The sequence below is a fragment of the Acidobacteriota bacterium genome (assembly GCA_016716905.1).
In the GTDB taxonomy this organism is placed as follows: Bacteria; Acidobacteriota; Vicinamibacteria; order Vicinamibacterales; family SCN-69-37; genus SYFT01.
The window spans coordinates 466,221-477,379 of the sequence record JADJUS010000003.1 but is presented as its reverse complement, the minus strand read 5'-3'; the positions used below and the strand labels follow the sequence as shown (position 1 = coordinate 477,379).

Genomic DNA, 11,159 nt, shown 5'->3' with positions numbered 1-11,159 from the left:
ACTACTGGTCTCCCTCAGGACCAGCCAGGGCTGTCACTTCGCCGCGAATCGCGAAACGCACCACCGACTGTGAGGCCACCGTTTCCATGCTGGTGGTGACGATGTCGATCGTGTGCGCGAACCGCCCCGACACCTGGAGGCGGTCGATGAAATCGGTCAGCGCCGACAACGACATGGCGCGTCCTTCAAGCTGCACCATGGCGCCGTTTTGTTTGAGGTCCAGGAGCCACAGGCCTTCCGACAGCGACTTGCTGATCGTGTCGAGCAGCACCACGGGGGCGCGCTGCGTGGCGCGCAGGCGATCGATCAGGGCGAGGCGCTGCTTGAGGTCGGCCTCGCGCGCCGTGGCCAATTCCACAAGCCGCGAGGCTTCCTTCAACTGGGTCAGGGCCGCTTCGGCGACGGAAATTTCGGCGTCCACCCGTTTGCGTTCGCGATCGATGGACCACCACCAGGTGCCCACGCCGATGGCGGTGGCCACAAGCATCGTGAGGCCAATCAGCGCCGCGCGTTGCTCCTGCGGTATCACAAACAGCTTGTGCCACGGCTTGTGCGCAGGTTCGGTGCCCGAGGCCAGCAGGTTGACGCGAATCATCGGTCGTTCTCCCGGCGAAGGGCGAGCCCCACGGCCACGGCAAACGACGGGCCGTCAAGGTCGGCGCCGATGGCGCGCGGCGGCCGGGCGATCTGCCGGAACGGGTCGCACCACTCCACGGTGGTCTGAAACTCGTTGTCGAGCGCCGGACCCAGGCCTTCCACGCGGCACGCGCCGCCCGACAACACGATGCGGCTGAGGGCCATCGGACTGGCCGTGCTCCAGTAGAAGTCCAGCGTCTTGCGAATTTCGGTGATGAGTTGCAGGTGGACATCGCGCAGCACGCCGGCGACCGCCATGTCTCCGTTGCCCTTTTGGCCGTGCAGGATGCGGCGCGCGGCCACCGGGTCCAGGCCAATTTCGCGCTCAAGCGCGGTGGTGTACGCCGCGCCGCCAAGACCCAGGTCGCGAGTGAACACGAGTTGCCCGTGCTCGAGCACACACACGATGGTGGCGTTCCGCCCGATATGAACCAGGGCTGACACGGCGTCGGTCCGGTGGGGGTAGTTCACCTCGTAGGCATTGGCCAGGGCGAACGCCTCGACGTCGAGCACGGCCGGCCGGCGTCCGGTGGCCGTGACCACGGCTACCCGTTCGTCAGCCCGGTCTTTTCTGGCCGCTACCAACAGGATGTCGAGGGCGTCAGCCGGCAGGGCCGTGGCTTGGCCGTTGAGCACCTGGTAATCGAGCTGCACATCGGCCAGGGCAAACGGAATGTACTGTTCGGCTTCCCAGGGAATCGCTTCGGCCAGTTCCTTCTGGCCCATGGGCGGCAGGGCCAGCCGCTTGACGATGACGGCCTGTCCGGAGACGGCGGCAGCAATGTGGGCCCGGCGGAGGCCAAGGGTATCAAGGAGCGCAGCGGCGGTCTCACTCACCTGTTCCTGGGTCACCCGGTCCCCAGGCGGGAGGGGGGCCTCGCCGGCGGCCAGCAGGCTCCAGCCACGGCGGCTCTTGCGCAAAGCCACGGCTTTGACGGCATGCGACCCAAGATCGAGTCCGACGACGGGTGGCCGGAAGGCGGAGACAAGTCCCATTACGCTCTGGGGACTGGCAAGGCTGATGCCAAGTGCCCAGACATGCCACTCTCCCAGAGAGCAAGGCCCTGTCCCGTAATCAGGCCCCCCGGTGACCCGCCCATTCTTGTGCGCGACTTGCACTTTCGTAAGTGGGCCGGGATTGGCCCGGGGTCCCCGGTTTTGTTCGGGGGCTTTGTTCGGTTCGGGGCCGGATTGATTGACATTTCTGCACAGCGTCGCTATTCTTTTGGTTTGCCGTCCTTTGGATCCGGCTGAAAGGGAAGCATGGGTACGTTTACGCCATCCGCCAAGGTCGTAACTCGGCAGTGGCATGTTATCGACGCAGACGGTCTGGTTCTGGGGCGCATCGCGACCCAGGCGGCACGGTTGCTGCAGGGCAAGCACAAGGCGGAGTGGACGCCGTTTCTTGATCGGGGCGATCACGTGATCGTGGTGAACGCGTCGAAGGTCAAGCTGACCGGCAATAAGGACGAACAGAAATTGTACCGCTACCACAGCGGCTACGAGGGTGGGCTTCGCGAGGAGCGCGCCAAGATCGTGCGCCAGAAGGATTCGCGGCGCATTGTGGAGGAAGCGGTGCGCGGCATGCTTCCGAAGACAAAGTTGGGCACGGCGATGTACGGCAAATTGAAGGTGTACGCCAAGGGCGAGCACCCGCATGCGGCACAGCAGCCGCGCAAGCTTGAGGTAGCGTAAACGTGGCAGCAGCAACTCAGTTCTACGGCACGGGGCGCCGCAAGACCTCAACCGCACGTGTCTTCCTTCGTCCCGGCGCCGGGGCCATCACGGTCAACGCCAAGCCCGTGGAAGTGGCCTTCCCCACCGAAACGTTGCGCCTGGTGATTCGGCACCCGCTCGTCGCGACCGAAACCACCGAAAAATTTGACGTCATGGCCACCACCGCCGGTGGCGGCGTGGCCGGCCAGGCCGGCGCACTGCGCCTGGGCATCGCCCGCGCGTTGCTGGAGTTCAACGCGGAGCTGCGTTCGTCGCTCCGCAAAGAAGGTCTCTTGACGCGCGACCCGCGCGCCAAGGAACGCAAGAAGTACGGTCAGAAGGGCGCTCGCAAGCGCTTCCAGTTCAGCAAGCGTTAATTTTCCGTTGAGTTTTCCGATGACTATCAAGGACACGAGGCAGCACTCTTGAGTTCGATTGCAATGAAGGATTTGCTCGAAGCGGGCGTCCACTTCGGCCACCAAACCAAGCGCTGGAATCCGAAGATGAAGCCCTTCATCTTTGGCGAACGTAACGGCATCTACATCATCGATTTGGGGCGCACCGCGCGGCTCTACAAGGAAGCCGCGCAGTTCACCACCAACACCGCCGCACAGGGAGGCACCTTCCTGTTCGTGGGCACCAAGCGCCAGGCGCAGGATGCCATTGCGGAAGAGGCGCAGCGCTGCGGGATGTTTTTCGTCAACCAGCGGTGGCTCGGCGGCCTGCTGACCAACTTCTCCACCATCCAGCGTTCGCTGGGACGGCTGCGGGAGCTGGAAGCGATGACCACGGACGGGCGCTACGACACGCTCTCGAAGAAGGAAATTGCGCGGCTCGACAAGGAGCGCCGCAAGCTCTCGAAGAACCTCGACGGCATTCGCGGCATGAGCCGGCTGCCCGACGCGCTGTTCATCGTGGACACGCGCAACGAACAGATCGCGGTCGACGAAGCGCGCAAGCTCAAGATTCCGGTGATTGGCGTCGTGGACACCAACTGCGACCCCGATCAGGTGGACTACGTGATTCCGGGCAATGACGACGCGCTGCGGTCGATTCGACTGTTCGCGGCCGGCATCGCCGATGCGATCCTCGCGGGTCGCGGCATTGCGGAGTCGGCGTCAGCGGAAGAAATGCCCGCCGCGCCGGTCAAGCCGGCGGCGGTCGAAACACCCGTCGTCGCCCCGACTCCGTCGGCGTAAGCCGGCGCGCCTCGAACTTTTTCAAGTCCGGAAGCGCCGGCCTGCCAAGGCCGGCGTTTCTTTTGTGTACTACCAGATGAGGATGAATCATGTCCGTTGAAATCAGCGCAAAGTTGGTAAAGACCCTCCGCGACCAGACCGGCGCGGGAATGATGGAATGCAAGGCGGCTCTGGTGGAGTCGGGCGGCGACCTCGAAGCGGCGCTCACGGTGCTGCGCAAGCGCGGCCTGGCCCAGGCGGCCAAGAAGATGGGCCGGTCCACGTCTGAAGGGGTCGTCAGCTCGTACATTCACATGGGCGGCAAGATTGGCGTGCTCGTGGAGGTCAACTGCGAGTCCGACTTCGTGGCCCGCACCGACGACTTCCAGGCCCTGGTGAAGGAAGTGGCGATGCACATCGCCGCCGCCAGCCCCCTGTACGCGCGCCGCGAGGACGTGCCGGCCGATGTGCTTGAGCGCGAGCGCGCGATCTACCGCGCGCAGATGGAAAACTCCGGCAAGCCGGCGAACGTGATCGAGAAGATCATCGAAGGCAAGGTGGGCGCCTACTACGAGCAGTTCGTGCTGCTCGACCAGCCGTCGATTCGCGACCCGAAAGTCACGATCGGTCAGGTGGTCACGGCCGCGATTGCCAAACTTGGCGAAAACGTCGCCATTCCGCGCTTCGCCCGCTTCAAGCTCGGCGAGACAAACTAGATCTTCTTCACCATGAAGATCCATGAAGTTCCATGGAGATTCATCAAGGGCAAGTGATCAGAAGCGCGGGGTTGGCGGCCGCCTTCGGCGGCACGCGCGATCGAAGGGACGTCACTCACGAACGCACCGTTGCACGTCTGCACGTCTTGGTGTGTTCGTGGGTGACGTCCCTTCGATCGCGCGGCCCCGGCGGAGCCGGGCCTCCAACCCCGCGCCTTCATGGAACTTCATGCACTTCATGGTGAATGCCTTATAATTCAAGTTTGTGTCCACACCTGCCTATACGCGCGTTCTCTTAAAGCTTTCCGGCGAGGCCCTCATGGGCGAACAGCCGTTCGGCATCGACCCTGCGGTCGCCACACAAATCGCGCGGGAGATTGGTGAAGTCCAGGCGATGGGCGTGCAGATTGGCGTCGTCATTGGCGGCGGCAACCTTTTCCGCGGCCTGGCCGCCAGCGCCAAGGGGATGGACCGCGCCACGGCCGACTACATGGGCATGCTGGCCACGGTGATCAACGCCCTGGCGCTGCAGGACGCGCTTGAGAAGATCGGCGTCACCACACGCGTGGCCGCGGCCATCGAAATGCGGGCCGTCGCCGAACCGTTCATCCGGCGCCGGGCCCTGCGACACCTTGAAAAGGGCCGGGTCGTGGTGTTTGCGGCCGGCACGGGCAACCCCTACTTCACCACCGACACGGCCGCGGCGCTGCGCGCCATGGAAATGCGCTCGGAGGTCATCCTCAAGGGCACCAAGGTGGACGGCATTTATACCGCCGACCCGATGACCACGCCCACGGCGACGCGCTACGACTCGCTCTCCTACCTCGAAGTGCTTGAACGTGGCCTCAAGGTCATGGACGCCACCGCCATCTCTCTCTGCATGGACAACAAACTGCCGATCATCGTCTTTCGATTGCGCGACGCGGGCAACCTGCGCCGGGTCATCATGGGAGAACCCGTGGGCACCACGGTGCGCGCCTGACGATCTGATCGTTTCCTTTTCCTGGAGCCTCGTATGGACGTCACCGACCTCAAAGGACTGTATGCCGAAGTCACCACGCGGATGGATGGCGCGATAGAACACGTGCGCAAGGAACTGGCGGGCCTGCGCACCGGTCGCGCGTCGATCTCCATCCTCGACCCGGTGCACGTGGAGGCGTACGGATCGCTGATGCCCCTCAACCAGGTGGCGCAGCTCTCGGTGCCCGAACCGTCGCTGATTGTGGCGCAGCCCTTCGACCCGTCGCTCATCGCAGCGATTGAGCGCGCGGTGCAGAAAAGCAACCTCGGGCTCAATCCCGCGTCGGACGGCAAAGTGATCCGGATCCCGATTCCGTCGCTCACCGAAGAACGCCGCAAGGAAATGTCGCGGCTCATGCACAAGTACACCGAAGAAGGCCGCAACGCCGTGCGCCAGATTCGTCGCGACGCGAACGACAAACTGAAGAAGTTCCTCAAGGACTCCGCCATCTCGGAAGACGACGAGCGACGCGGGCTTGAAGATGTGCAGCGCATTACCGATCAGAAGATTGGCCAGATCGACGAGCTGCAGAAGAAAAAAGACATCGACCTGCTCGGCAAGTAGCCGTGGCCTCCTACTTCACCCATCTTGAGTGTTCGGTGCCCTGCGGGGCGCCACCCGCCGACCCACGCACGGTGCAGCACCTCTGTGTCTGCGGCATGCCGCTGCTGGCCCGGTACGACCTCGCGCGTGCACGGGCCTGGTCGCGGGAGTCGCTGACGGGCCGCGAGGCGTCCATGTGGCGGTACCACGAGCTCATGCCGCTGCTCGACGACGAGACGCCCGTGACGCTGGGTGAGGGCTGGACGCCGATGATCGAGGCGACACGCCTGGGCGAGTCGTTGGGCCTGTCGCGGCTGCTCATCAAGGACGAGTCGCTCAACCCCACCAACTCATTCAAAGCCCGGGGGCTGTCGGCTGCGGTGACGCGCGCGCACTATCTGGGCGCCAAGGTGCTGTCGATTCCCACGGCCGGCAACGCCGGCAACGCCATGGCGGCGTATGCGGCGCGCGCGGGGATCGAAGCGCAGGTCTTCATGCCCCGCGACGTGAAGCGGCCCTTCATTCTTGAATGCGAGCTGTACGGCGCGCATGTCACGCTGGTGGACGGTCTGATCACCGACGCCGGACGCATCGCCGCCGAAACCGGGAAACCGCTGGGGTGGTACGACGTCTCCACCCTGAAAGAGCCGTATCGCATCGAAGGCAAAAAGACGATGGGGTACGAGGTGGCGGAACAGTTGGGCTGGGAGCTGCCCGACTGGATCATCTATCCCACCGGTGGCGGCACGGGCATGGTCGGCATGTGGAAGGCCTTTGCCGAAATGTCGGCGCTCGGCTGGATCGATCCCGTGAAGCGGCCGAAGATGGTGACGGTGCAGGCGGCCGGGTGCGCCCCCATCATCCGCGCATTTGATGAAGGCACGGAGAAAGCCGCGCCGTGGGAAGACGCCCATACCGTAGCCGACGGCTTGCGCGTGCCGCGCGCTATCGGCGACTTTCTTGTGCTGCGCGCCGTGCGCGAGAGCGGTGGCGCCGCCGTCGCAGTCTCTGACGAAGATATGGTCACCGGCATGCGCGACATCGGCCGGCTTGAAGGCGTGAGCGCGGCGCCCGAAGGCGGCGCGGCGCTGCACGCGTTGCGCGTGCTCATCGCGTCGGGACGTGTAAAACCCGACGACCGCGTGGTGCTGTTTAATACCGGCGGCGCGCTGAAATACCTCGACGTCCTCGAAAGCCACTGATGATCGGCGTGCTGTTCACGGGCGGCACAATTTCAATGCGCATCGACCCGGCCACCGGCGCCGCCGTGCCCGCGCTGGGCGCCACTGAAATTCTGGCGCAGGTGCCGCAGCTGCGCGACGTGGCTGAATTCGAGACCGAAGACTTTTCGCGCATGCCCGGTCCGCACGTGACGCCCGAACAGATGTGGCGGCTCGCGCGGCGCGCCGCGGCATGGCTTGAACGGCCCGACATCGACGGCCTGGTCATCACCCACGGCACCGACACCATCGAGGAAACCGCGTTCCTGCTCGACCTGGTGCTCACCTCCGACAAACCCGTGGTGCTCGTAGGCGCGATGCGCACGGTGTCGGACCCGAGTTGGGATGGCCCGGCCAACCTGCTCGGCGCTGCGCGTGTGGCCGCCTCCCCCGCCGCCCGCGGACTCGGTGTACTCGTCGTGATGGACGATTTGATCCTGCCGGCGCGCGAAGTGCGGAAGGTGCACACGGAAAGCTCGAACGCATTCGCCTCGCCCGAGTTCGGTCCTCTGGGTGTGATTGATGCCGGGACCGTCATCTTCCGGCGAAGCCCGCCGGCACGACACGCCTGGCGCGACACCAGGGCCGATCAGGGCTTGCGCGTTGAGCGACTGGAAACGCGAGTGGGCCTGCTGCAGGTGTACACGGGCATGGCGGCTGACGTGGTGGACGCGCACGTGACTGGCGACACCCAGGGCCTGGCCATCATCGCGTTCGGCCGCGGCAACATTCCACCGGCCGTGGTGCCGCCGCTGGCCGACGCCATCACACGCGGCGTGATGGTCACGGTGTCATCGCGGTGCCTCTCGGGACGGGTCTCGGCCCGCTATGGCTACGACGGGGGCGGACTCGGGCTGGCCCGGGCGGGCGCGTTGCTCGTGGGGGAACTCTCAGGCGCCAAGGCGCGCCTCCTGCAGATGGTGGCGCTCGGCGGCACCACGACGCGCGCGGCCGCCGCGGAGTTGGTGCAGGCGCTCACGCGATAGCAAGAGCCGCGGCCTTGAGACCCAGGCCGCGCTACGAGGACAGAGCCCCAGGCCGCGCTACGAGGACAGAGCCCCACGCCGCGCTACGAGGACAGAGCCCCAGGCCGCGCTACGAGGACAGAGTCCCACGCCGCGCTACGAGGACTGAGTCCCACGCTGCGCAACGAGGACAGCTTGGGTCGGTTCTCGTAGCGCGGCCTGGGTCTCAAGGCCGCGATCTACGCCGCGCGGCGGCGGCGGACTTTGCGGCGATTGATCAGCGGATAGATCCACATCCACATGCCGCTGCCCCACAGAAACAGCAGCACACAGGCCGACGGCAGCACCACCCCCAACTTCACCCAGTCGCCGAAGATCGATCCGTCGTGGATGGTCTCGATCCAGTCGCTGCGCCGATACGCCACCTGCATGACGCGGCCGGTGCCCAGGTCCACCTGCACCTCGTAGTCGTTGTGCAGGGTGGCCTTGGCCACGCCCCGGTCGGGCCGCACATCGAGGCGCTTGATGTCATCCCAGGTCTGCACGGCCACGTGAGGATCGCTGTGCTCGCGAATCGCTTTCAGGATGCCGCTCAGCTCGATGACCGGCGCCTTGGTGGAGCCGCGCTGTTCGACAGGCTGCACCCAGGCCCAGTGCTTCTTCATCTGCAGGAGGAGGCCGGTGACGATCAGCGCCAGGAGGGGGATCGCGATGATGGCCGCTCCCCAGTAGTGCAGTTTTCGATTCAGTACATTGCCGTGCATGCGTGTGCCGTGATCCTAGGCAGCCGCCCTCACCTACTACCAGCGGCCGTAGAGCCGAGCCGGGTCTAAAGACCCGGCCTCCGAGGAAGGACTGCCCTGTCTTCGGAGGCCGGACCTTCAGGTCCGGCTACACCGATGTCGAATCCGCTCTAGTCGCCGAAGCAGATGCCGACGTGTTTGGCCGTCCGCACAATGTCGGAGTCGGACGGCACCTTGCGTGTGCGGCCGACGACATCCGCGATCGGCACGGCCACCACATCGGGCGGGTGCAGCGCGGTCATCACACCAAAGCGGCCCTGCTGCAACAACTCCACCGCGAAGCTTCCGAAGCGTGTGGCCAGCACCCGATCGTAACTCGTGGGCCATCCGCCACGCTGCAGGTGCCCGAGCACCACATGGCGGCACTCTTTATCGGTGAGCGGCTCAAGGGCGCGCGCCACCTGCTCACCCACGCCGCCCAGGCGTTCCACACGATCGGCGGTCGCGGCGGCTTTGATGAACGTGGCCCCTCCAGCGGGGAACGCCCCCTCGGCGGCCACAACGATGCTGAACCTGGCGCCCCACCGTTCACGGGCGCGGATATGTTCGGCGACCCGCTCGAGGGTGTACGGCAGTTCCGGAATGAGTACGACGTCGGCGCCACCGCCGATGCCCGAGTGCAAGGCAATCCAGCCGGCGTAGCGGCCCATGACCTCAACCACCATCACGCGGTGATGCGCTTCGGCCGTTGAGTGCAGCCGGTCGATGGCATCGGTGGCAAACGCCACCGCCGTATCGAACCCGAACGTCATCGTGGTTTCGACGATGTCGTTGTCGATGGTTTTGGGGACACCCACCATCGGCACCCCGAGTTTCTGCAGCTCGTAGGCAATGGCGAGCGTGCCATCACCTCCGATGACCACCAGCGCATCAAGGCCGAGCTTGTGAAAGTTCTCGACGCAGCGCGCGGAATAGTCGGCGGAGCCGGCGCCGGTCGTGACCGGATAGACAAACGGGTTGCCCCGGTTGGTGGTGCCGAGAATCGTGCCTCCGAGACGCAAAATGCCCGTGACGTCACGTGGGGTCAGAGGGCGGGAGCGCTCGGGGAAGATCAATCCGTCAAAGCTGTCCTCGAGGCCGATGCACTCGATATCGGCGTTGGCGGCAGACTTGACGACCGCCCGAATCACGGCGTTGAGCCCGGGGGCGTCGCCGCCGCCCGTGAGGATACCTATACGGCGTACTGATGAAGTCATGGGGACGGTGCGGAACTCAGTCGAGATCGAAATCGCGGGTGGGTTTGGTGATGGGTTCTTCGCGCGCCTGCTTGAGCGCGTCTTCGAAGCGTTTGGCGAGCGCGTCGCCTCGGCCCCGCTCGGACACCACCGACTTCTCGAACAGGGCCTCGCGACGGGCCTTCTCCTGCGCCAGGATGTCGTGCGCCTCGTCAAGCTTCGGCTTGTCGGCACGCTCGACCTCCACGTGGCGCACCACGCGCTGCAGCCCCTGATCGACCACGAGCGTGCTTTGGCAGCAGGGGCAGGTCACGTGGAATTCGGTGCCGAGCAGACTCATGGGTCTATCATACGGCCGTGGACCTCAGAGTCGTCACGTACAACATCCATCGGTCACGCGGCATGGACCGCCGGACGCGGCCGGAGCGGATAGCGGATGTGCTGGCCGCGCTCGAGGCCGACGTCATCGCGTTACAGGAGGTCATTGGACCGAGCGGGACGGGCCAAGGCCACGCCGAAATCATCGGGGCGGCTCTGGGGATGGGCTGGATCATGGCGCCCGTCCGCGAGCTCAGGAACCACCAGTTCGGCAACGTGATTCTCAGCCGGTTTCCGATGTGGGACCACTCTCAGCACGATCTGTCGTGGAAGACGTGCGAAGCGCGGGGCGCCCAGCGCGTGGCGGTGGACGTGGGACAGGGCACGCTGCAGGTCTACAACGCCCATCTGGGGACGGCCTTGCTTGAGCGGCGGTATCAGGCGATGCGCCTGGCGGCCTGGGTGGACGACAAGAAGGTGCAGGGCCCCAAGTTGCTGTTCGGGGACTTCAACGAATGGTCGCGCCCCCTGGCGACCGACATTCTGGCCAAGCGGTTGCAAAGTATCGACCTGTTTCCGTACCTGAAGCGCCGCCGCACCTACCCGGGGTTCTTCCCCCTGCTCCACCTGGACCACATCTACTACCAGGGTGAGATCGAGGTGCGCCAGATCTCCCTGCCGCGCACGCGCCTGGCCAAGATGGCGTCGGACCATCTGCCGCTGGTGGCCGACCTTCGCGTCAAGCTGTAGCAACACACTTTTTCACCATGAAGAGCATGAAGCTCCATGAAGTTTCATGTCGATGGATCACGCTATCTGAAGCGCTGGGTTGGGTGCCGCCTTCGGCGGCACGCGCGGTCGGAGGGAA

At 65.2% G+C, this 11,159-nt stretch carries 14 protein-coding genes; 9 read left to right on the top strand and 5 right to left on the bottom strand.

What is annotated here, in order from left to right; translation table 11 throughout:
* Nucleotide 1: 1 nt before the first annotated feature.
* Together IPL75_02340 and pilM are read right to left on the bottom strand one after the other, a co-directional pair.
* Nucleotides 2-595 (bottom strand): PilN domain-containing protein, encoded by a 594-nt coding sequence (locus tag IPL75_02340; protein MBK9239107.1) that lies wholly within the window; start codon nucleotides 593-595, stop codon nucleotides 2-4.
* The gene (pilM, locus tag IPL75_02335; protein MBK9239106.1) at nucleotides 592-1,632 is read right to left on the bottom strand and encodes a type IV pilus assembly protein PilM; all 1,041 of its coding nucleotides are present in this window, start codon (nucleotides 1,630-1,632) and stop codon (nucleotides 592-594) included. Before pilM ends, IPL75_02340 begins: the two co-directional genes overlap by 4 nt.
* A 267-nt stretch (nucleotides 1,633-1,899) precedes the next feature.
* Here pilM and rplM point away from each other — a divergent pair, with 267 nt between their 5' ends.
* From rplM to IPL75_02295, 8 genes are all read left to right on the top strand, one after another.
* A complete protein-coding gene (gene rplM, locus IPL75_02330; GenBank protein MBK9239105.1) occupies nucleotides 1,900-2,331 on the top strand; it encodes a 50S ribosomal protein L13 in 432 nt (143 codons plus the stop codon).
* A 2-nt stretch (nucleotides 2,332-2,333) separates the two neighbouring features.
* On the top strand, nucleotides 2,334-2,729 hold the full coding sequence (gene rpsI, locus IPL75_02325) for a 30S ribosomal protein S9 (protein ID MBK9239104.1): 396 nt from the start codon (nucleotides 2,334-2,336) through the stop codon (nucleotides 2,727-2,729).
* Nucleotides 2,730-2,777: 48 nt separating this feature from the next.
* A complete protein-coding gene (gene rpsB, locus IPL75_02320; GenBank protein ID MBK9239103.1) occupies nucleotides 2,778-3,551 on the top strand; it encodes a 30S ribosomal protein S2 in 774 nt (257 codons plus the stop codon).
* Nucleotides 3,552-3,640: 89 nt separating this feature from the next.
* A complete protein-coding gene (gene tsf / locus IPL75_02315; protein MBK9239102.1) occupies nucleotides 3,641-4,246 on the top strand; it encodes a translation elongation factor Ts in 606 nt (201 codons plus the stop codon).
* A gap of 265 nt (nucleotides 4,247-4,511) precedes the next feature.
* Nucleotides 4,512-5,228 (top strand): UMP kinase, encoded by a 717-nt coding sequence (locus IPL75_02310; GenBank protein MBK9239101.1) that lies wholly within the window; start codon nucleotides 4,512-4,514, stop codon nucleotides 5,226-5,228.
* Between the two features lie 33 nt (nucleotides 5,229-5,261).
* Nucleotides 5,262-5,831 (top strand): ribosome recycling factor, encoded by a 570-nt coding sequence (gene frr, locus IPL75_02305; GenBank protein MBK9239100.1) that lies wholly within the window; start codon nucleotides 5,262-5,264, stop codon nucleotides 5,829-5,831.
* A gap of 2 nt (nucleotides 5,832-5,833) precedes the next feature.
* Nucleotides 5,834-7,012 (top strand): threonine synthase, encoded by a 1,179-nt coding sequence (locus IPL75_02300; protein ID MBK9239099.1) that lies wholly within the window; start codon nucleotides 5,834-5,836, stop codon nucleotides 7,010-7,012.
* On the top strand, nucleotides 7,012-8,016 hold the full coding sequence (locus IPL75_02295) for an asparaginase (GenBank protein MBK9239098.1): 1,005 nt from the start codon (nucleotides 7,012-7,014) through the stop codon (nucleotides 8,014-8,016). Before IPL75_02300 ends, IPL75_02295 begins: the two co-directional genes overlap by 1 nt.
* 218 nt (nucleotides 8,017-8,234) lie before the next feature.
* On the opposite strand, the gene IPL75_02290 is transcribed toward IPL75_02295, so the two are convergent.
* The 3 genes from IPL75_02290 to IPL75_02280 form a co-directional block, all read right to left on the bottom strand.
* Nucleotides 8,235-8,759, bottom strand: a complete 525-nt coding sequence (locus IPL75_02290; GenBank protein ID MBK9239097.1) for a PepSY domain-containing protein — start codon at nucleotides 8,757-8,759, stop codon at nucleotides 8,235-8,237.
* A 149-nt stretch (nucleotides 8,760-8,908) separates the two neighbouring features.
* A complete protein-coding gene (locus tag IPL75_02285; protein MBK9239096.1) occupies nucleotides 8,909-9,994 on the bottom strand; it encodes an ATP-dependent 6-phosphofructokinase in 1,086 nt (361 codons plus the stop codon).
* Between the two features lie 16 nt (nucleotides 9,995-10,010).
* Nucleotides 10,011-10,313, bottom strand: a complete 303-nt coding sequence (locus IPL75_02280; GenBank protein MBK9239095.1) for a hypothetical protein — start codon at nucleotides 10,311-10,313, stop codon at nucleotides 10,011-10,013.
* Between the two features lie 17 nt (nucleotides 10,314-10,330).
* On the opposite strand from IPL75_02280, the gene IPL75_02275 reads away from it, so the two are divergent.
* On the top strand, nucleotides 10,331-11,041 hold the full coding sequence (locus tag IPL75_02275; GenBank protein ID MBK9239094.1) for an endonuclease/exonuclease/phosphatase family protein: 711 nt from the start codon (nucleotides 10,331-10,333) through the stop codon (nucleotides 11,039-11,041).
* The last annotated feature ends 118 nt before the right edge of the window (nucleotides 11,042-11,159 follow it).

Excerpts from the sequence above, each read along its gene's own strand:
- tsf (MBK9239102.1), top strand. The coding sequence starts at position 3,641 with ATGTCCGTTGAAATCAGCGCAAAGTTGGTAAAGACCCTCCGCGACCAG.
- IPL75_02340 (MBK9239107.1), bottom strand. The coding sequence starts at position 595 with ATGATTCGCGTCAACCTGCTGGCCTCGGGCACCGAACCTGCGCACAAG.
- IPL75_02285 (MBK9239096.1), bottom strand. The coding sequence starts at position 9,994 with ATGACTTCATCAGTACGCCGTATAGGTATCCTCACGGGCGGCGGCGAC.
- pilM (MBK9239106.1), bottom strand. The coding sequence starts at position 1,632 with ATGGGACTTGTCTCCGCCTTCCGGCCACCCGTCGTCGGACTCGATCTT.
- IPL75_02280 (MBK9239095.1), bottom strand. The coding sequence starts at position 10,313 with ATGAGTCTGCTCGGCACCGAATTCCACGTGACCTGCCCCTGCTGCCAA.
- frr (MBK9239100.1), top strand. The coding sequence starts at position 5,262 with ATGGACGTCACCGACCTCAAAGGACTGTATGCCGAAGTCACCACGCGG.
- IPL75_02290 (MBK9239097.1), bottom strand. The coding sequence starts at position 8,759 with ATGCACGGCAATGTACTGAATCGAAAACTGCACTACTGGGGAGCGGCC.
- rplM (MBK9239105.1), top strand. The coding sequence starts at position 1,900 with ATGGGTACGTTTACGCCATCCGCCAAGGTCGTAACTCGGCAGTGGCAT.
- IPL75_02295 (MBK9239098.1), top strand. The coding sequence starts at position 7,012 with ATGATCGGCGTGCTGTTCACGGGCGGCACAATTTCAATGCGCATCGAC.